We start from the raw sequence: 19557 nt of genomic DNA, 5'->3' as shown, positions 1-19557 counted from the left end.
CATACTCGAAATTACACGCGATGGCCATCTTAAATCCCCACCGATACCTGTCAATGGCGTTCTTAATTAAGAAAAAATTTTTCAAATCCGGACGGTAAGCGGTGGACCACGATCTGAATAGTGTTTAAGATAATATAAGCTGACACTGAAAAATAAGTGGATTCAACCTATCGGAGGTGGAGGCATGCAAAATCATCTCAATAAAGGCCACCACGCGCCATGCCAGCGGCCCGCCACGTCAAACAGACGCCTACAGGAGGCTCTGGCAAATCGCGAACGCTATCTGGAGCGTCACCCTCACCTGCGGGTCTACCAAGCGGAAATCGACAGGATACTGGATAAATCCGGCAATGTGCATGGCCGGCTGGCCGTCATTGGTACGCTAATGCAGGGTAAACTTTTAGAAATGCAGGGAGAATTCTGCAAGCTGAATAGATTCCTCCAGTAAGATGTCAACTTCAATCGCCGGGGGCAACTGTCCCCGGCGATTGCTTTCCCACATCCAGGCCATTTGCGTTCATCGCTGCGAACAAAACGCTCTCTTGCAAGGGACAGCACGACTTTGGAATCGCCAAGAATTACCCTGAAATTCCAAAGGAATGGTCGGCCGGTGGTATATCGCGGTTTCCCGCCCCCATCAGCGGGCAGTCAGCTTGATTTCAATCCACCAATTTTTTCGATACGCCTCCGGAGTGTCGACCGGATCAGTGGGGTGCAATTGGCTGAAACCGGCAGCGGCCCTATGGGTATAGGGAATTTCCTATCTGGAACGGCAGCAAACCAATTATCAGGATCGCTCCTTTATATTTCATCGAAAATGCCGATATATTCATCCAGCCAATTCAACATTCCGCGTAAACACACAAGGGTCTTATTGCGGGAAAATGGGAGTGTTATCAATGACCATGAAAATCGCCATTTTTTTTCTTGCCACCCTGATTCTTTCCGAAATGCCGGTCTTTGCCAACCAAGCGGCTGTCATCCCTGCATACTCGTTCGTCTCGGCGTTTCAATCGTCGATCAAGGAATATCAGAATTTTATTAATAGCCAAAACCGCGCCGCGGCACGGAAGCTACTGAATTCCGAAAAAGTCTTTCTTTCGCCGAGGGATGTCCGGGTCGAAGTGGTGGCCTTTGACGAAAACATCGCCAAGGTTAAATTGAGCATACTGGATGAAAACGCCCAGCCAGTCACGTTGTATTTCTGGACGCTGGCCGAACAGCTTAAAATTCTGCCGCAGGAATAACCCCAGCCCCCCGGCTTCGGGATTCGTGAACATCCACTCAGAATTTCTGTTTCTTGAATATCTGGTAAACAGATCGTTTCTGGATAGACACAAGGTAGTGGGTCAAAGCAGGTGATGACCTGAGCACGTCGGTTCCGGTTCTGGAGGCATCAACGATCGCTTTGGACGAGCTGTTGAAGAGAGGCATACTGAAGTCCGGTGACAATGTCATGTTCATCGGATTGGGCGCCGGTCTTACCTATGATGGGGATATTAACCGGCGGCCTGAGTGATCCATTCGTGATAGGCGTGGAGTATGCGTTTCCCCCATCCTCTCGTGGGATAACGCGATTTGGCGTCCCCTATTTCCCTTTACTCATCCAGCCGATCACCGGCACTCGGGGGGTGTCTGCGTGCAGTGGGTTTTTTTCAGACGATCGGTATATCTCGCCCAGAACCCCTTTTTCGTTTTAGTGTCCGCATCCTCGAATCGGCGCCGGCACACGTCCGAGCAGAAAAAATGAGTGCCTTTCTCATCCGTGGAGGTAAATTGGATCTTGCGCGGATCGAAGGTCTTGCCGCAAACAGGATCCACGGCGGTTTCCGGAATCGTACTATTTTCGTTCATAAGCCAACCTCCCTACACGTTTTTTTGTTGGATGTCCGGCAGAAACCGTATTTTTTCACGCTCTATCAATCCGCAACGTATTATAATTAATCACCCTTTATGTTAAAATCCCATATCCTATAAATGTTAATATATCGTGATTCGGCATTAGATTCCCCAGGATGGACCACTTCCACGGGAATCATCTCTCCCACCCGGATGGCGTCAATGGTGATCAAATCACCGATCTCCCATTGATATCCCCCGGCGTAGTGATAAAACCCGACACCCTCACCGTTATCTGGGCATGTGACCGCCACGGCGGCATAGTCAACGCTGCCACCTATGCCATAGGACTCAGTAACGGCAAGCACCCGACAGTCAATCGCTTCGACAAATCGGGGGAAAAGAAAAAACAATGCAATCATTACGAAAACAACTCGTTTCATATCAGCCCCCCCATTCAAGATATTTTAGCCTGCCGGATATTGAAAATGAGGTTCGGCATTTTCAAAAACCTTTAAATTCGTCTTAAGGCTTTCGTTTTTTTCTTGCTTTATCAACTCGCCAAAATTTCTTTCCAAAAATATTTAAGCAAGTTTTCCTTTTTACGGTTTAATGGCATTTTTTCTTATCATTTTGGATAATTAATATTAACACCAATGAAATCGAAAAAAAGAACGTCTTGGCCGTTCTTAAAAAAGAGAATTTACCGTAATAATGTAGGATTAGATGCAGCTTTAGCGATGAATTGAAACCGGCTTTAGCAGAAAAGCGCATTCAGATCGGATAAAAAACTATCTTATAATTCAAAATATTTGTCAATATGGCAAATTAAAGAGATCGGATCAACCCCATTTCGTTTTCATGGCAGTGTGCAGAGTGAATCAATTCGATTGAGATAAAGTGGAAGAATTGGTACCTGAAGGGGTATCTTGCAGCGCAGCAGGGGACAAGCAGCTGTTTCCTCGGGGCATATCCCCTCTAAATCGGCGGATCTTTCAGCCAAAGGGTTAAAATGAATCATCTCAAGTCAGGTGAGTTCAGTAAAATGGGTATAGCCACCATTATCATGATGGCCAGCATTTTCCTGAGCCGCGTCACCGGCATCGCCAGAGAGATGGTGCTTGCCGCGTTGGCAGGCGCCGGAACGGAAGTCGATGCCTATCGCGTCGCTTTCGTGTTGCCCGAAATACTCAATCACATTCTGGCCAGCGGATTTTTATCGGTCACCTTCATTCCCATTTTCTCCCGTTATCTGGCCGACGGGGAGGAAAACCATGGATGGCGAACCTTTTCAAATATCTCGACAGTATTTGGCGCCCTTCTCATTGTGCTTATCGTGATGGGAATGGTAGTGGCCCCCATCGTGGTACCCTTATTGGCCCCGGGACGCCAGGACCCTCAATTTATCGCTCTGGCCGTAAAAATGACCCGTATTACCCTGCCGGCCCAATTCTTCTTCTTCGCCGGGGGGATGCTGATGGCGGTGCAATATGCAAAGAAGCGCTTTTTATTTCCGGCCCTGGCACCTTTGATTTACAATCTTGGCATCATTTCCGGCGGGTGGTTGCTCGGCCGCCGGTTGGGTGTGGAAGGTTTTTGCTGGGGCGCGCTGGCGGGTGCAATGATAGGCAGCTTTGTGATCCAAATTATCGGTGCCTTTCGAATTGGCATAAAATTCCGGCCCGTCATTGACTTCACCCACCCGGACATCAGGCGCTATGTCATATTGACCCTACCCCTGATGGTCGGACTCACCATGGTGTTCTCGACGGAGCTGTTTTCAAAATTCTTCGGCAGCTTCCTGTCTGCGGGAGCCATTGCATGGATCGATTATGCCATGCGTGTCATGCTGATGCTGGTCGGCTTCTTCGGACAGGCCGTGGGAGTAGCCTCCTATCCCTATATGGCGCAGTTGGCCGTTCAGGGGCGTCTGTCAGAGTTGAATGATATCATCAACAAAATATTGCGCTATCTATCCATCGTCATCCCCGTATCCATTTTGGTCGCCGTGCTTAGGCATGAAATCGTCTACGTGCTTTTTGAGCGGGGTCAATTTTCCCCTGAAGATACGAAAATGACGGCCTTGACGTTGTCCTGTCTGATGGTCGGGGCGATTGCCTTTATCTCCCAAACCGTGGTCAATCGCGGTTTTTATGCAACTCAAAACACCCTTTTACCGGCGGTTTTTGGTACGATTGCCGTGGTTCTGAGCCTGCCGATATACTGGGTCGGGTTGAAAATGATGGGCGTTGCCGGGGTTGGGCTGGCTATCTCAGCCTCCGCCATCCTCCAGACCCTTTTTCTGTTTTCAGTCTGGAACCGGCGCAGCAACAATAAGGCCGCCATCGGCGTTTATCGTGCCTATCTGAATTCGGCCCTTGGCGCACTGGTTATCGGCGCAATACTCTGGCTGGTGCACGGCGCGCTTCAAATAAGCCTCGGCAGCAGCCAGACCCTGATTACCAACCTGGCAGTGATCAGCATCGTTTCGGGGGTCTTTATTATTTTAACCGGATTGTGGGGCTGGATCTTTAAAATCGAGGCTATCCAATATGTGTTCAGTCGCGCCGCATCTTTGAAATTATCCGGAAAAACCAGTGACGAATAAAATGAGGTTCAATCGCACCATTTTCATTGGTTCAATATAACACGCCTTTTATGGCTTGCCCCAACTCTTTAATAACAAGGGGTTTTTTAATATATCTGACGGCGCCCGCTTTGAGTGCCTTTTTGACCTCATCGGTTTCGGCGAAGCCGCTTAAAAATGATCGCTTTTTGATCAGGATGGATTTCTTTTATTTGATCATAGGTTTCTCGACCGTTTATCCCGGGGTCCATGACCATATCGAGAAGTAACAGATCAACGCCGCCATGTTTCCTGACATATTCAATTGCCGCTTCACCGGACGATACGGAATCAGTTGAATAACCCAACTTATCCAGAATTTGACAGGTGATTTCCCGCTGGCTTTTAACATCGTCAACAACAAGGACTCGTTCACCTTGCCCAAAAAGGTTATTCATTTGAAGTGAGTATACCCTGCCTGCAGGCATCTCACGGGTGGTATGGCAATAGATTTCAAAGCATGTACCCTGGTCATTGCTGATTATGTCGATATAGGCGCCGTGGTCCTGGATTACATTCCATACCAATGTCAGGCCAAGGCCGGTGCCGCTTCGGCCCATGACCCTTTTTGTATAAAAGGGTTCGAAAATCCGATCGATCGTTTCCTGTTCCATTCCCGGGCCATTGTCCAACACAGTCAAAACAGCATATTCTCCCTCGGAAATGGTTCCATAGCCTTTCACGGGGCGGTCCAAATAACGGTTTGCCGTTGAAACGACAACCCGTCCACGGCCTTCGATCGCCTATGCGCCGTTGGATACCAGATTCATGAGGGCCTTGCCAAAAATGCATGGGAGACCCTTTGATATTGAGCAGTTGGGTTTCCAGGTCCGTTTCTACCCTGACCTTCGGATGGAACATCAATAGCTTCTTGTACTCCGGGGATCTCACGTAGGCTTCTACGATCCGGTTGAGATTCATCACCTCTTTTTCAATGGCCGCACCCCTGGCGACGGTAAGCAATTCACTGACGATGGCTGCCGCCCGCTGCCCGGACTCCTGGATCGTGAGGATCGGCTGTCTAAGCTTGCTATCTTCAGGCAAGTCCATGAGAATCAGCTCGGGATAACTAACGATTCCCGAAAACACATTGTTCAGATCATGAGCAACACCGCCGGCTAGCAATCCAAGAGATTCCATTTTTTTCAGACGGGCAACCTTTTCCTCATTTTCCTTGCGTGCTTTCTCCTCGCGAATACGGTCCGATATGTCCCTCAAGACTGCCAGAAAAGCGGTACCGCCCTTATAGTGAATCGCGTTAGCGTTGATTTCAATTACGATTCCTTTCCATCGTCCTTTTCGATACGCACGGTGGTCGATTTTTCAGGATTTCCGGAATTCATTAACGAATCGTAAAACCGCAAAAAGGTTTCTTTATCGTTTTTGGCGATCTTGGCTGAGAAGTCTTCAACCTTACAACCAATAACCGATTGGCCAATCAGAGACTGACAGGCAGGATTTTCAAAGACTGCTATTCCGTTCTGAACCACGAGGATGCCCTCATTAAGAAACTTTGTAACCGTGCGATACTTATCTTCCGACAACATTGCATAAAACCTGTCTGAAACAATCCACAGCACAATAACTGAGAAAGCAAGAAATTCATATTCCATAAGGTACTGGAATGCCGTCATACCGAGAGCGACCATGCCGTCATGGAAGCCAAGCAGCGTCCAGAGTACAATTCCTGAAAGAAAAGATAGTTTATAGCGCTTGCAAGAATCTCTGTGTCGAAGCCATATCACAACCGCACACAGGCTTGCCGAGAAACCGTACAGAACAAAGTAGAGCCCAAGTGGGCCTAACGCAGGTTCAAAATAGGGCTGTGCCAATCCCAGGAAGTGGCGGGTGACAAATCGATCAGCTACCAGGAGGTCGGTCCGCCAGATCAGAAACAGCAGGATAAGATGGAATAAACCGGCAACGTGGTGATAGCGTTTGGCATCAATTTTAAAGTTGGCAAATGTAAATCCGTATAAAAATCAAGAGAACAATCACCGTCCATTCCAGCCGACCTGCTCATTGATTAACCGGTCCTGGCGGGGAATTGTATTCGAAAAATATTCCAATGGCGTAGAGCATCGCCGAAAAGGAAATTCCCATGCTCCAACCATAAAGAATGAATCTATTCTTTTTGAAGAGTAAGATAGATTGGAAAATCACCATTACCAGCGCCAGTAAGGCAACGGATAATGAACCGGCCGACTGAAGCACAATATTGTCCACGGTCACGTCTATTTCCTCGGCAGCTTACCATCCAGAATGAGATGCAGTTTCAGAACAATTCCGCGTGGGCCGTTATCTTCCCGTCACAGATTCTTGGCGCGATAACATATCCTGGTTGTTTCCTGATTCTCTTTGTTTTGGAAAATCTGCATGTAAAAGTGTTCTCCCACCTTTACCGTATCTATCGGCACAAGTGGAACTATTTCCTTTAACTCTTCAGCCGAATATCTTTGTTTCAAGGGCGGGCCAAACGGAGTCTCTTTTTTTTCAATTTCAACGATCGCCAATAACGCATCTAGCTTCAAAAGACGTTTGACTTCTCGTAAAAAGCCCTGCATTTGCGGTTTGGAAAAGATGTGTACCACGGTCGATATGTAAATAATATCAACGGATGATTCATTTAGCAGCGTTGGCCCGGTTATATCTGCCTGCATGGCTACGATATGGGTTTCCCGGGTTTCATTGTGGAGGCTTTTTATAAAGTATTGATCACGGTCTATCGCATACACTTTCCCGGAGGGGGCAACCTGATTTGAAAACCGTTTAGACATATACCCATTGCCGCAACCTGCATCAAGTATAGTCAGCCCGGGCTTTATATTCAGTGTCCGAAATATCTGTTCGCAGTCCAGAAGGCCTTCTGTAAATTTCCCTCTACAAGGAGTGCCTGCTTTCTTTTGATATCCTGAATTCGTAGCAATGATCACAGCAATTGTTCCTTTTGCGCCGCCAATAAAGGCCTTGGTTTGGGCGGTGATTTCAATCCTTGTCGGATTGAGCATCGGGCAGCTATAGGAGGATAAAGTCTTGACGAATAATATTGATGGACCCGTAAAAACTCACGCCGCCATATTTCGATAACTATCGGCGGCCTGAGTCGGATTGAGAAAAACAGATCCAAGATCTTCTATAAATCGTTGGATTCGCTCTTTGACAGCATGGATAAAGGTATCCACATGGCCAATATAGGCACCATTGGCCGCCCAGGCCTTTCTTCTGGCCTTGCGGGCGGCTCCTGCGCGAAGGATGTTTAAGCCGGTGGCCTTCATTCTGGCGTAAAACCGCACGGCCGGCATCCCCCGGACCCTGAGTTTCTTTACTCCGGTTCGTCGATCGAACTCACTCATGGTTGCTTCCACGCCGGCCCGCCAGCGATAGTCATCAATGAACGCTGCACTGGCTTCCAGCGCTCGCCGTTTTGCCAGACGGTAGCGCTTTTCGCTGTAGCGAAGATACGCCTTCTTCTTGCCGGGCTTTACCGGACATTGGGGCAACATGGGGCAGGCCAGACAGCGTTGCAGGTCAAAACCGGCGCCGAAGTTGGATCGTTTCGTTTTTGGTGACGTATTCTCTGGACGATATCCGGCAGGGCATTGGGTAACCAGGCCTTTTTTGTTGAAACGAAATTGGCTCAACAGATCTTCTTTACTGCGGCCCTTATGCGTCGGGGCAACCAGTTCAACCGTTGCTACTTGGGCAATCCGATCATTGGTGTCACTGCCGTAAAGCGTGTCGGCCAGCAATTTCTTGGGGCCAACACCCCGCACCCGGGTGTCAGCGATGGCTGGGGCCAACGCGTGGGCGTCGTGCTCACAGGCCGTTTGTACATTCACGTGGGTGATCAGATTCAACCGCTGCTGCTTCTCGGCGTTGTCTTCACCGCGGTCAAAAGTCTCCATGACCTGAACCTGATATCCCTGCCCCTTGTGTCCACTGTAGGTAGCATCCGGGTCCGAGGGGTTCTGTAACGAATCAGCCGGTATATCGGCGGGCTTTTTGACGGTCACCTTGCTGCCGTCAGTATCGCTGCTCAGGCTACACTGCTCGGCCAGCACCCGTTGCATCAGTTTGTAGCTGTGCATGGAACAAACCTGTGGCTGATCCTTGAACTGCTCGATGAGATCGAACAAGTCGGTGCTGACGGTTTTCAGTGTCTTCTCGGATCCTGATGGCTTGATCATGGAAAAGGCGGCCAGGGCTTTTTTCCCCCAATAGCGCGCGATGACCTTCTCATCGATGGCATCGAAAAGCATCCGATGATGGCGTTTGAGGTTGACCAGAAATTTAAAGATCGTCTGGCTGAAAATACTGATCCGTCCGAGCCTGCGCATATTGGATTTGATGTGCACCGAATCGATGCGCTGGTCTTTGGTATCGACACCGAACACCACGGCCAGTTTGTCGGCGATGGCATCAAACATGGTCTCGTCAAGATGATTATCGATCATCACCTGGCGCATTGAGTAAAGGGTCTTTTCACTGATGGTTTTGGCATCATCGCTCTCTTCCGGGATGTTAAGGGCGTAATGCCACTGGATATTGAATGCAAGCTGTTCGATGGCGGCCTTGTCGGTCAGATCCATGGTCTGCTGGAGAAGAAGCACACCCAGCACGGTGTATAGTTCCTTGCTGGGTCTTCCGATGCCATCCGTAAAATGCGGCAGCATCTGATCGACGGGAAGTTCCTCCAGCAGATGTTCCCGAAAAAGACCTGGCCAGTCCTCCTCAAGCATTTTACGCCGTTTTGGACTTAAATGACGCCACGGATCGAACAGTTGTCGTTGTTTGTGGTTCTTAATACGAATCATGTCTTCTCCATGTTAACGTGCTGTAAATATGATACATTTCATATCATATCAGGTTGGAGAAGGCAATGTCTGTTTTTGTATTTTAACAATATTTTCAGTTGGATAGGTTGATAAGAGTTTTTACCGGTCCATCAATATTGATAAGACGCCCAACACTGAACCGTGGGACGGCGTTGCATATCTCGGATTGTCGGCAGAAGGGACAGATCACGGCATCAATTCCTTCAATTCGTCTACTGTGAAAGGTGGATTCCGTTCGTGGAGCATTGCATGACAATTTGGGCACACAGGTACAAGGTCTTTCAGAGGATCTATTTGGTAGGATTCATTAATCGAGGTTATTGGTATTAATTGGTGAACATGGATATAATACTTCCCTATCCATCCATAGATCTCCTCGAAATTGACGCCGCAGACTTTGCAATCCAGACCATGAATTTGGACACACTGAGATTTCGCTTTCGGATCTCTTTCATATTTATTTACACAGATCGTACTTTTCGCACCCTCCCAGCAAACAAGGCCGTCTGGCACCTCCTCGGGCAACATTATGCCCGCAATGGCCGCATCAACGCCTGAAAGCTGTTGGTTTAAACCCGGATCTTTTACCCTTTTGAGTTTCATGCTCCCGCTCCCGTATCAGTAGGATTATCTTTTTACGCATGGCAGATGTGGTTTTAATTTTTAAAGGTTCGATGTTCGGGCTATTCATTTGGGTAGGTATTCTGGGACATATCTCCAAAAATTAAGATTGTCAAGGGATACCAACTCCTTGACACAACAAGGGATTGGTGCGATCAATGGAATGTATCAACCTACCCCCTTCGACCATTACTGAAACGGAGTTCCACCCATGGCCTTGACGAAACACGACATCATTGGACAGCTTCAGACCCAGCTTGGCTTTCCCAAAAACAAATCCGTTGAGATTACTGAATCCCTTCTTGAGATCATCAAATCCACCCTGTCATCCGGTGACGATGTCTTGGTTTCCGGGTTCGGGAAATTTTCCGTGAAAGACAAGAATGAGCGAAAAGGCCGGAATCCAGCCACGGGTGAAGATGCAATCCTGCCGGCAAGACGGGTGGTGACGTTCAAATGCTCCGGAATGTTGCGGGGGAAGGTGAATGGGAAATGACTCTCAAACCGAATCGCCCCAGACATTCACGCCGCACTGCCTACATTGTCGCCGAGTATACCGTCAAAGAGGGAACTCACCGGGATGTGATCAAAAACATCGGTGCTGATGGCCTGTTAATCAGGACAACCCGGAAGATTGCCGACGGGCAATCGATCAAACTCGAATTCCCGTTGTTTCAATTTGACAATACCGTTCAGGTAGCCGGAAAGGTGGTTCGCGTTGATTCCGACGGGTTCGCAGTGGCCTTCGATGAGCGCATTGATGCCTTGGAATCTAAAGACGGCCAACCCCCGGAAATAGTCCATGAGATCGATCGATAAATCATAAACATACATCCAGGATAACCGATTGAAGGACTCTCTTCTCCGAGAATAATCCGTACATCCCATATATTTTGGAAGTGTGATCACTGGAAAATCATTTTTTGTTCCATTTATGACCCTGTGTTGCTCTCTCACCCAAAAGAAAATGAGCCGTGATTACCGAACCCAAACTGTTGAACATGAACGCCGTGGACGCCGGAGAAAAGGCGGCGTGCAACAGCGACGTTAGGATCAAATTTGACTGAAAGAGGCTCGCCTATATCACCAAAATTCTCGGCAAAATGTTGGCAAAGGCGAAATTAACGCCGAGGAGAAAAATTCGATCATTGACCGAATTAAGACCATCGCTTACCTTAAATATTCTGCTGCACCTGATTTCGTTGTGGTGGCGGCCACGGAGAATGAAACCTGCAAATTATAGATATTCGTCGATTGGAAACCTAAGATATTGCTTTTGGAAGATCACAACCAGGTCACAAAATAATTTGAATTCCATTAACCTGATCGTCGTAAATTGAGGAGCCCATGGGAATCCAGCAACGAAAAGAACGGGAGAAAGACAGGCGCCGTCAGCAGATTATGATTGCGGCCAGGCGAGTGATTATAGAAAAGGGGTACGGGCGCGCAACAATGGAGGATATTGCCAAGGAAGCAGAATTGAGTGCCGGAACCCTTTACCTTTATTTCAAAAATAAAGAAGAGCTGTACGCCTCACTTTCGATAAGGATTCTTCAATATCTGTTGATCCGGTTGGAGCATATAAACAAAGAGGCAAATTCATCCTCCGATGAAAGATTGGAAAGCCTTAAAAATGCCTTGCTGGATGTATACGATTTTGACGCGCCGGTTCTTATTAACATGTTTAGCCTCCAGTCCAGTGAAATCTTGCATCATATCTCCCTTGAACTGCTGGCAGAAATTAAGGACCTGGCCAGAAAAAATCTCAGTAAAATAGTAGGGATTCTGAAGAAAGGCATGAATGAAGACGCCATAACCAATTACCATCCTATAGCTCTGGCCGATATCCTCTGGGGTATTTTTTCAGGGGTAATCTTGAGAGAAGAAACTAAAAAGGTCCTCAATGATAGCGAGGACCTTGTTCGAACAAACTTTGGGTTGGCCTTTGAAATCTTTATCAGAGGTCTACAGTCACCAAAATATGATCGCGTTCAGAAATAAGGTCGGATCGGTATTGTAGCTATCTCAGATATCATATAGAATTTATTGATCCTATTTCGTATCATAGAAAAGAAATACCTTCGCATTTTTGCCAAAACCGATCACATTTCCTTTATCATCCAGCGCCATCACGCTGATTTCATAACTGTGTTTCATATCGGGGAAAGGGGGATCAGGCCCGTTATAGTTACCCTTTAGGGCACCCCGGGCGATGATGCCGGAACCGTCATTGTCCGCGTACCCGCTGCCATGATCGAACCCTTTGAGGTTGAGGTCGACCATGCTGACAAGAAAGCGTTTGGCGCCTTCTGGGACACCGGTCAGCCGGATTTCCGGATTCTCCTGGGAACCTTTATCGATCTGCTCCCATTCGAAATCCACGGTCATTTGGGCGGCGTTTTTGTGGTCGTTGGTGCAAGTACAGAAAATCAGCAATGGCAGGGTTGATAGTAATAGGAATAAGGTGATTTTCATAAGGCTGTTATTTTTGCACCCTAATGTCAAATGTGGAGACCTGACCCCGATGTTTCTCTTCTCATATCAGCGACAAAACGGCGTCGGCAAAATCCCGTGGCGCTTCCTGGGGCGGGTTGTGGCCAACATCGGGAATTACCAGACGTTCATACTTGCCTGTGAAGAAACGATGATGCCGGGCAGAGCCTCCCGAAAGGGCAACGCCATCGTCGCCGCCATCAATGGCGATTGACGGCACGGAGATTGCCGGCTGCAGGATCAGGAGCTGTTCGGTTCCTTCCACAGACGGATCCCCCGGCATCAGTCCATAACGATGCCGGTAGGAATGGATGACCACGTCAACGAAATCCGGGTTGTCGAAGGATACTACCGTCCGGTCAAAAGTCTCATCGGAAAATTTCCATGTGGGCGACCACAGCCGCCATAGGAGCCGGCAGAACTCGCGACGGTACTTGGCCAGGCCTGTCCGGCCGCGTTCTGTATGAAAATAATACTGATACCAGTAGCGATATTCGTCCTCGGGCCTCTGAGGGATGGCAGCGCCCGGAATGTCCTGGATATTATAGCCGCCGACCGATGCGAGAGCGCGCACCCGATCCGGCCATAGCGCGGCCACGATGCACGCGGCGCGTCCGCCCCAGTCATACCCGACAAGTACGGCGCTTGGAATTTCCAGCGCATCCAGGAGCGCGAGCAGATCGTGGGCAAGCGCCGCCTGCTGGCCGGAACGTGGGGTATCCGCGGAGAGAAACCGGGTAGGCCCATATCCGCGCAGATAAGGGGTGATGACCCGGCATCCCTCGAAAGCCAAAAACGGCCGCACCTGGTCATACGCGTGCACGTCATAGGGAAATCCGTGCAGTAACACCACCGGCGTGCCGGTTGACGGGCCATCTTCGAAATAAGCGACCTCGAGAACGCCGGCTTGAATTTGTTTCAACATATCTTTCATCTCCCTGTTTCAGTCCGGCCGCCACATAGGGAAACCGGAACCATCGGAAACTTTCGTATGTATCCCTTTCATCATGCCATATCATTGAGTCTCCGTATATGCAGCTCCCGTTATGAAGACGGGCGCGCCATCTTGCGATTCTTCCCTGCACCACTTGACAGTGATGAAACTGATGGACCGCAAAAGGCATTCCTTTCTGTCCCTGCAAGAACATAAGTATTTACAATTCAGGGATTTGAATAAAAATGTAACACCACGGCTAAGCCGTTTCCTTGAAAAAAAGCAAATGCCTTCTTCGCTGCAATTGATTACATTGGCACGGATCTCCTCGGGTGTCCCAATGTTAAAATGCAGGGTTATCGGCCCCTCGACAAGATGACGCGAAGAAATGCGTTTTTCCAGAATATTATTCAATGTTCCCTCTTTTCGCCTGGGCGCAAATAGTGGGCAGGTTGGAAAAAACTTAAAATTTCAGTCGTGTTGCTGAAAATTGGCAAACGATGGTACGGTCTGCCTCAATCGAGATCCCAAGATAGAAAAGGCCAGGAAGTGAACGGACTTTTGCCCGCGTGCCTTCTTGGCCTTGGTTATTTATGGATTGCTTGTGTTAGTTAGAGGAAAGAAAGCATTTTTGTAATGCAGTCAGGCTGTTTCCGGTCAGTTGTACTTTTGCTTATAGAAAGCATGTTCGATCTTGTCAAGATATCAATCCGTATCTATATCCAAAAATAATGATCCTCCCCTACATCGAGATAGTTTGTATAATTTGTAAACAGCGGCCCCGGCTCCCTCATGCGGTGAAGTGGCCGAGAAACCGGTCTTTGGATCTCTTGAATTTAGGGCAAAAATTTCTCGTATGGGATGACGCAGCCGAACACCACTGCCCGCAGCCATAATCTTTCCGGTCATTGTAAACGGTCTGCCGGCAATGGGGACAATACCGGGTGATTTCATCCTTGAAAAATTCTACCGGGTTTCCGCAATTCCTGCATGTAACATCGAAAATTGCCTCGGGTCCCCATTCCTGGGTGTTGTTTCCGGTGCATTTTCTCATGTCTGAAACCTTGCCTTAACGGGATAGTAAGCGTTTAAGAGCTGATAAGTTTTCCTCTGGACGGTTTGAAATGTTTATTTATGAGTTAATAGACGACCCGCTGCCCTCAAACCAGAACCTGTTTTTTACCTTCAACAATTAATAGTTAAGATGCGACCCCATTGTTTCCCGATTCGAACTGATCGATAGGAGAAGTATGAAAGCATAGACGTCCCCATTATTCCCCCGTCCCCATTATTCCCCTCAGCTTGGCTGACAGGTGTAAACGACAGTCCCAATTGCCGGCAAACGATGACATGCGCACGCCAAGCAGGTCAACGCACCAGTAACAAAAGAGACTTGAGGCTTATACTGTCAACCGGTTTTTGCCTGTTGCTCAGATCCGCTTTTTCTCGACGTTTAAAATATCGCCAATATATCGGGCCACGGAACCCCTATCGATGCCTTTGGCCTGTAAAACCTGTTTACGCTGATAGGCTACCACTGGATTCCAGGCAGGAACAAGAGCAAAGTAGATGGGCTGGATGACCAAGATAATGACCGCAACCAGCCGCAACCAAGGAAAAAGGGGCAAATCGTTAATGCGAATAGCCCCTTGATTTTCTTTGGTGATCACAGTGGGGTTCGAAACCAGGTTTTTGATTATTTTTACAAATGGTTACTAATGTTTTAACATGACTTAAAATGACATAATTATTGGCTTTTTCGCCGCCATGGCTTTCGGTTCGGATGTCACTGAAAATCATATTTGATCCGCCAGGCAGATCTTGACGAAGCTATCTCCCAAACGATAAGCAATGTCTTTATTTTGTGATGAGAGCCGCCCCGAATTCCTGCTGCACCCATTCTGATCCACACTATTCTGCTATTTGAACAATTTGTAAAGAATGACACCGAATCCCTTTTTTACTGGAACGCATAAAATCTTGCCCGTCCCTGAATCCCCAAGGTTTTAGACGATAACCGGGGGGAACAGCAAGATTCCGTCCCTTCCGATCAAGAAACATCCCCATTGAAACAACATGTCCCTAATGACGAAGGTTGACAACCGGGTCGGTCGGTTCGTATAGATGCGTGGCTATGCAATGGTTGCGCTTGGATTTTAGAAAACGGTTACTGCTGGCTGCGCTTTGCTGCCTCGCCATCGGCCTGACTGCGCCGTCCCCCTTGACTGCTTTTTCAATGGCGGAGCGCGACCGGTTTCAGCGTACGATCATCGATTACCGACCGCGGCTGAACCCCGAATACAAGAAGATCGAACGTAAGTATACCCGCTACCTCATCGTCCACACATCGGAACTCGGCCTCGACACCACGTTGCGCGTCGTTTCAAAGGGCAAGCAGTTTCGCAACGGCCGGCGTACCGACGGCGGCCATACGCACTATGTGATTGCCCGCGACGGAAGCACCTACCGCATCCTGGACAAGAAGTGGACTGCCGACCACGCCGGCACCAGCATGTGGGACGGCCGGTCCGATCTCAGCCAGATGTCTATCGGCATCGAACTGGTCGGCTACCATTACGCACCCATCACCGACAAGCAATATCGATCAATCGGCCTGTTGCTCCGCATCCTGCAGGACGCATACGGTCTGGACGACCGGGCGGTGCTGACCCACAGCCAGGTCGCCTTCGGCCGGCCCAATCGCTGGCACAAGCGCGACCATCGCGGTCGCAAACGCTGCGCCAAGAATTTCGACAGGGCCAAAGCAGGCTTGGGGCCCACCTGGCATTACGACCCTGACGTACGCGCCGGGCGGCTCGTGGCCGACGCTCAGCTGGCGGAAGTGTTCTACAGCCCCGGCCCCCGGGCTATAGCCAGCGCGGTCGAGGAAACCAACCTCATCTCCAAACACAACACCGCCTGGTTGATCGCCGGAGAGGACTTTGACAGCAGCGCGACGGTATATCAATTCCCGGACGGCCGGGTATTCACCGGCGATCAGATCACCGAACAGGTCGGATGGAACCGCATCCCGGCCAAAACGGTTGTCCTTCTCAACCAAAGCGGCAGCCTGGCCGAATTGAAGGACGACGGGCCCGTGAAAACCATTGCCGACGGCATCACGGCGTGGTCCTTGGCGGGCAGATCCTACAATCATCACACCACCATCTATTTCCTTCCCTCCGGACGGATCAAGAATGGATCGATGATATCCGACTGGGACGATCTGCCGGTGAGCACCCGCCTGATTATCGGTTACAATGGGCCCTTCCCGGTGAGCAAGGACCGGTCGGCTTACCGCATCGCCGGCGCCAGATTCAAGGATCCCCAAACCATCTACTACCTGCCTTCCAAAGAGCTTTTGGGCGGCAGCAGGATCGAGGATTTCAGCCGCCTTCAGGCCGGCACGCTCGTCTTTGTTCCCGCAGCTTTGTAACCCATACCGCAGTGCCCGCAGCTGACTTCGCACGGAAGGGTTTGCTCATACTTCTGGCGTTCGCTGTTGGAGAGCCGCATATGCTCAATTCCAGCGGTGGTCCTTACGTCATGCTTGTGAAAGATGGCAGCCCGCTGCATCGGTGCACAGTGCAGTTTCTGGCAGGCCGGGCAATGGCAGATCTTGACGTCCACGGGCTATCCGTACAGGTTTCGTATTGAACCGCACCGCAATGGCACCGTGGAACGAACGAGAATTGACGGTCACGGCCAATCGTACCGAGTCCATGGATGCCTCACACAATGAAATTTCAATGGGTAATGTCCTGTTGCCGGCAGAAAGCGAAACGGTTCACGAATTTGACCGACACTGTTACAATGTTGCCCGGGTGCTGCAGACAGCCCCGGACACGGGCGCTTCACTTCTCGGCGTCCATTCTGTTCAAGCTGGGATATGAAGTGGGCGTCATCCAGCAAATCCTGAGGCACAAGAGTCCGAACACCACGGAACGCTATTTGAGAAGCATTGGAATGGAAAGGGTTCGGGAGGCGCTTGAAGATCTGAAACCGACGAATCCAAAAATATTGCCATTCGGGTCGACGGAAAAAGCCCCCGAAAACAAAAAAGCCGTCTGAGGAGCCGGCAACTCCCCAAGCGGCATTTAGCAGGTTTTTCAACCTATAGATTTTTTTGGTGATCCCACCGGGATTCGAACCCATGTTTTTAACAATTATTACAGATGATTACTGATGTATAAACATGACTTAAAATTACATAATTATTAGCTTTTTCGTCACCATCAACTTCAGTTCGGATGTCACTGATTATCATTAGAAATAATTGCAAATATCGATGTTTGGACACAATTTTGGTCACATTTTTCATTTAGGCAGGTTTCAATCCACGATGGGCAATTCTATAAACTTCTTAAAAAAATTTTTTAGGGTGTGACCTCATCTGTCACAACCTCCTGGTATAATTAGTCTCAGGTACGAGGAAGATGTTTTGTTGGAACCGAGTATCCTGGCTGTGGAAACCATAAAACGATTGACCATATCAGTGATTTCTGCTTTAATAAAAAACCTAACCGACAAACATAACACCCTTAAATCAAAGTATTTTTCCGAATAACAATGACCAAAGACATCGATATTAGGAAATCAGTTCTCACGGAGCTAAATCAAAAATATCTAAATGATTCAGAGACGATGATTATTGAGGAGCTTGGGCTTTGTCAGGGCGATGCGCGGATCGATGTAGCAGTGGTTAATGGGTCTATTCATGGCCTCGAAATTAAAAGCGATCAGGACACACTTAAACGTTTACCCGGACAAATTGAAATATATAATAAGACGTTAGACCGCGTTACCCTCGTTGTTGGGTCAAAACACTTTGATCAAGCAGTCAAGATAATTCCGCGATGGTGGGGGGTAACACTGGCAACGAATATATCAAACAAAATAAAATTAAGGGTAAATAGAAAGGCCAATTCCAACCCAGGATTAGATCCATCCGCAGTTGTACAACTCATTTGGCGTGATGAAGCTCTCAGTGCACTCAAAGATCGAGACCTACATCGAGGCTTTTCAAACAAGCCTAGATCAGAAATTTGGAATAAACTTGTTACGAGTCTACAAACAGAAGAACTGCTAGAATTGGTTAGGGAAATCCTTAAATCACGGGAGAATTGGCGATCTGCCCTACAACCAACGTGATATGATGATTTGTTCCTACCTGCCGCCATGTTGTTAAATTTCCTGTTCCGCTCTTGTTATCTGCACATTTATCGATAAATTTATCCCCCCAACTAAATTTTGCTCCATAAAATTCTGGTCTTTTACGAAGATTTTCCGAAAGTTGCCTAAATTGTGAGAATCCAGACTTTTTCAAGCTACCGGCCTTTACTATTAACCAATCATTATCAATTGTGTACCTGATTGCAGCGCTTGGATTAAACCTCGGATCATAATCCAGAAGATCTGGATGGCAAATCGCGTAATCAGAAAAAGTTGGGAATCTAGGAATAATATTTTTTTTGGCCATTAAAAAAGTCCGTAAATCCCATTCGACCCTCGGTATTGCCTTTACCGATCTGCAGGATACGCAGCCTAAATTCTCAGGGAAACCCGAAGCAGAAAGAGTTATAGTAGCCCATTCTGATGGGGTTCTGACTTTATTTAAAAAATTAGCTGCTGTATCAGCAACGTCTCTAATATTTTTATTGAAGATGCTCCGAAAATCCATCAGCAAATGTACGTTTTGAATTGGTTCTTTTAAATCAGTTAACAGATCAAATATGTCAGAAAATGAGGTTGAAGGCATCTCAATATCTTCCTCTAAAAGCCTAATGCATAATCCGCGTTTATCTTTGGATAATATTTTCCTAATTGCGTTTACATATCTTCTCTCGCCTATTCTATCTAACCCAATTACAGGTATTGATTGAACACCGCACCTTCTTAAACATGAATATAAATACTCTAAAAAGTAAGTACCATTTGTGGTTTCTAATTCTAAATCAATATCGAAGACATCTACGAAAACAGGTCTGTCTTTCCTCCAATTTTTACTGATTTTTTCAGCCTTTCTCCTTAGATATTCTTCGACCTCTAGTTTGGGTATTCCTGTTTTTGGATCAACATCTCTTCTCGGTACATCAATAAATGGTGTAAAGCCAACAAGAGTATTGGGATTAAGTTTAGAAAGAGCCCGGAATTCTCCGTCTTTCCCTTTTAGAATCGGAACATAATGTTTTGAACCAAACATTTTCCCT

General features: G+C 48.0%; 23 protein-coding genes and 1 pseudogene. 11 read left to right on the top strand and 13 right to left on the bottom strand.

Annotated features, from left to right (window positions below):
• Positions 1-184 precede the first annotated feature (184 nt).
• The 3 genes from ACHZBS_RS15865 to ACHZBS_RS15855 all read left to right on the top strand — a co-directional run bounded on the left by ACHZBS_RS15865 (position 185) and on the right by ACHZBS_RS15855 (position 1519).
• A complete protein-coding gene (locus ACHZBS_RS15865) occupies positions 185-448 on the top strand; it encodes a hypothetical protein (RefSeq protein WP_319407493.1) in 264 nt (87 codons plus the stop codon).
• 457 nt (positions 449-905) lie between these two features.
• Positions 906-1247: a hypothetical protein gene (locus tag ACHZBS_RS15860; RefSeq protein WP_319407492.1), complete on the top strand. Its 342-nt coding sequence runs from the start codon at positions 906-908 to the stop codon at positions 1245-1247.
• Between the two features lie 161 nt (positions 1248-1408).
• Positions 1409-1519, top strand: coding sequence for a hypothetical protein (locus ACHZBS_RS15855; RefSeq protein ID WP_394707998.1), 111 nt, complete (start codon positions 1409-1411; stop codon positions 1517-1519).
• 95 nt (positions 1520-1614) lie between these two features.
• Here the strand turns inward: ACHZBS_RS15855 and ACHZBS_RS15850 are convergent, their stop codons facing one another.
• Positions 1615-1854 carry a hypothetical protein gene (locus ACHZBS_RS15850; RefSeq protein WP_319407491.1) on the bottom strand — a complete coding sequence of 80 codons (240 nt, stop codon included), beginning with the start codon at positions 1852-1854 and terminating at the stop codon, positions 1615-1617.
• A gap of 161 nt (positions 1855-2015) precedes the next feature.
• Here ACHZBS_RS15850 and ACHZBS_RS15845 point away from each other — a divergent pair, with 161 nt between their 5' ends.
• Positions 2016-2357, top strand: coding sequence for a hypothetical protein (locus ACHZBS_RS15845; RefSeq protein WP_319407490.1), 342 nt, complete (start codon positions 2016-2018; stop codon positions 2355-2357).
• Positions 2358-2884: 527 nt separating this feature from the next.
• A complete protein-coding gene (gene murJ / locus ACHZBS_RS15840; protein WP_319407489.1) occupies positions 2885-4447 on the top strand; it encodes a murein biosynthesis integral membrane protein MurJ in 1563 nt (520 codons plus the stop codon).
• Between the two features lie 128 nt (positions 4448-4575).
• Here murJ and ACHZBS_RS15835 read toward each other — a convergent pair whose 3' ends face one another.
• From ACHZBS_RS15835 to ACHZBS_RS15805, 7 genes and pseudogenes are all read right to left on the bottom strand, one after another.
• On the bottom strand, positions 4576-5148 hold the full coding sequence (locus ACHZBS_RS15835; RefSeq protein ID WP_319407488.1) for an ATP-binding protein: 573 nt from the start codon (positions 5146-5148) through the stop codon (positions 4576-4578).
• Positions 5149-5419: 271 nt separating this feature from the next.
• Positions 5420-5605, bottom strand: a pseudogene (locus ACHZBS_RS15830) (histidine kinase dimerization/phospho-acceptor domain-containing protein); the annotation flags it as partial.
• 134 nt (positions 5606-5739) lie between these two features.
• Positions 5740-6297, bottom strand: a complete 558-nt coding sequence (locus tag ACHZBS_RS15825) for a hypothetical protein (protein ID WP_319407487.1) — start codon at positions 6295-6297, stop codon at positions 5740-5742.
• 187 nt (positions 6298-6484) lie between these two features.
• Positions 6485-6697 (bottom strand): hypothetical protein, encoded by a 213-nt coding sequence (locus ACHZBS_RS15820; protein WP_319407486.1) that lies wholly within the window; start codon positions 6695-6697, stop codon positions 6485-6487.
• Positions 6698-6774: 77 nt separating this feature from the next.
• Positions 6775-7473: a methyltransferase domain-containing protein gene (locus ACHZBS_RS15815; protein ID WP_319407485.1), complete on the bottom strand. Its 699-nt coding sequence runs from the start codon at positions 7471-7473 to the stop codon at positions 6775-6777.
• 57 nt (positions 7474-7530) lie between these two features.
• Positions 7531-9279, bottom strand: coding sequence for a transposase (locus tag ACHZBS_RS15810; RefSeq protein ID WP_319404994.1), 1749 nt, complete (start codon positions 9277-9279; stop codon positions 7531-7533).
• 207 nt (positions 9280-9486) lie between these two features.
• A complete protein-coding gene (locus tag ACHZBS_RS15805; protein ID WP_319407484.1) occupies positions 9487-9903 on the bottom strand; it encodes an HNH endonuclease in 417 nt (138 codons plus the stop codon).
• A gap of 229 nt (positions 9904-10132) precedes the next feature.
• Here ACHZBS_RS15805 and ACHZBS_RS15800 point away from each other — a divergent pair, with 229 nt between their 5' ends.
• The 3 genes from ACHZBS_RS15800 (at position 10133) to ACHZBS_RS15790 (ending at position 11922) form a co-directional block, all read left to right on the top strand.
• The gene (locus tag ACHZBS_RS15800; RefSeq protein WP_319407483.1) at positions 10133-10417 is read left to right on the top strand and encodes an integration host factor subunit alpha; all 285 of its coding nucleotides are present in this window, start codon (positions 10133-10135) and stop codon (positions 10415-10417) included.
• Positions 10414-10740, top strand: coding sequence for a PilZ domain-containing protein (locus tag ACHZBS_RS15795; protein ID WP_319407482.1), 327 nt, complete (start codon positions 10414-10416; stop codon positions 10738-10740). The genes ACHZBS_RS15800 and ACHZBS_RS15795 overlap by 4 nt, the downstream gene beginning before the upstream one ends.
• A gap of 528 nt (positions 10741-11268) precedes the next feature.
• Complete coding sequence (locus ACHZBS_RS15790; protein WP_319407481.1) at positions 11269-11922, top strand: TetR/AcrR family transcriptional regulator; 654 nt, start codon at positions 11269-11271, stop codon at positions 11920-11922.
• A gap of 51 nt (positions 11923-11973) precedes the next feature.
• Here ACHZBS_RS15790 and ACHZBS_RS15785 read toward each other — a convergent pair whose 3' ends face one another.
• The 3 genes from ACHZBS_RS15785 to ACHZBS_RS15775 all read right to left on the bottom strand — a co-directional run bounded on the left by ACHZBS_RS15785 (position 11974) and on the right by ACHZBS_RS15775 (position 15018).
• On the bottom strand, positions 11974-12396 hold the full coding sequence (locus ACHZBS_RS15785; RefSeq protein ID WP_319407480.1) for a YbhB/YbcL family Raf kinase inhibitor-like protein: 423 nt from the start codon (positions 12394-12396) through the stop codon (positions 11974-11976).
• A gap of 61 nt (positions 12397-12457) precedes the next feature.
• Positions 12458-13339, bottom strand: coding sequence for an alpha/beta hydrolase (locus ACHZBS_RS15780; protein ID WP_319407479.1), 882 nt, complete (start codon positions 13337-13339; stop codon positions 12458-12460).
• 1439 nt (positions 13340-14778) lie between these two features.
• Positions 14779-15018 carry a hypothetical protein gene (locus tag ACHZBS_RS15775; RefSeq protein WP_319407478.1) on the bottom strand — a complete coding sequence of 80 codons (240 nt, stop codon included), beginning with the start codon at positions 15016-15018 and terminating at the stop codon, positions 14779-14781.
• Positions 15019-15482: 464 nt separating this feature from the next.
• Between ACHZBS_RS15775 and ACHZBS_RS15770 the strand changes: the two genes are divergently transcribed.
• Positions 15483-16784, top strand: coding sequence for an N-acetylmuramoyl-L-alanine amidase (locus ACHZBS_RS15770; protein ID WP_319407477.1), 1302 nt, complete (start codon positions 15483-15485; stop codon positions 16782-16784).
• On the opposite strand, the gene ACHZBS_RS15765 is transcribed toward ACHZBS_RS15770, so the two are convergent.
• Complete coding sequence (locus tag ACHZBS_RS15765; RefSeq protein WP_319409090.1) at positions 16745-16924, bottom strand: hypothetical protein; 180 nt, start codon at positions 16922-16924, stop codon at positions 16745-16747. The two genes, ACHZBS_RS15770 and ACHZBS_RS15765, sit on opposite strands and share 40 nt — an antisense overlap.
• A gap of 162 nt (positions 16925-17086) precedes the next feature.
• On the opposite strand from ACHZBS_RS15765, the gene ACHZBS_RS15760 reads away from it, so the two are divergent.
• Positions 17087-17419 carry a hypothetical protein gene (locus tag ACHZBS_RS15760; RefSeq protein WP_319407476.1) on the top strand — a complete coding sequence of 111 codons (333 nt, stop codon included), beginning with the start codon at positions 17087-17089 and terminating at the stop codon, positions 17417-17419.
• Positions 17420-17917: 498 nt separating this feature from the next.
• Entirely contained in the window at positions 17918-18499 is a 582-nt protein-coding gene (locus ACHZBS_RS15755; protein WP_319407475.1) for a sce7726 family protein, read from the top strand.
• Here the strand turns inward: ACHZBS_RS15755 and ACHZBS_RS15750 are convergent.
• Positions 18456-19550 carry a beta family protein gene (locus ACHZBS_RS15750; protein WP_319407474.1) on the bottom strand — a complete coding sequence of 365 codons (1095 nt, stop codon included), beginning with the start codon at positions 19548-19550 and terminating at the stop codon, positions 18456-18458. The two genes, ACHZBS_RS15755 and ACHZBS_RS15750, sit on opposite strands and share 44 nt — an antisense overlap.
• Between the last annotated feature and the right edge of the window lie 7 nt (positions 19551-19557).

The sequence above is a fragment of the uncultured Desulfosarcina sp. genome, from assembly GCF_963664155.2.
GTDB lineage: Bacteria > Desulfobacterota > Desulfobacteria > Desulfobacterales > Desulfosarcinaceae > Desulfosarcina.
The sequence above is the reverse complement of the archived record's forward strand: the minus strand, read 5'-3'. Positions and strand labels throughout refer to the sequence as shown.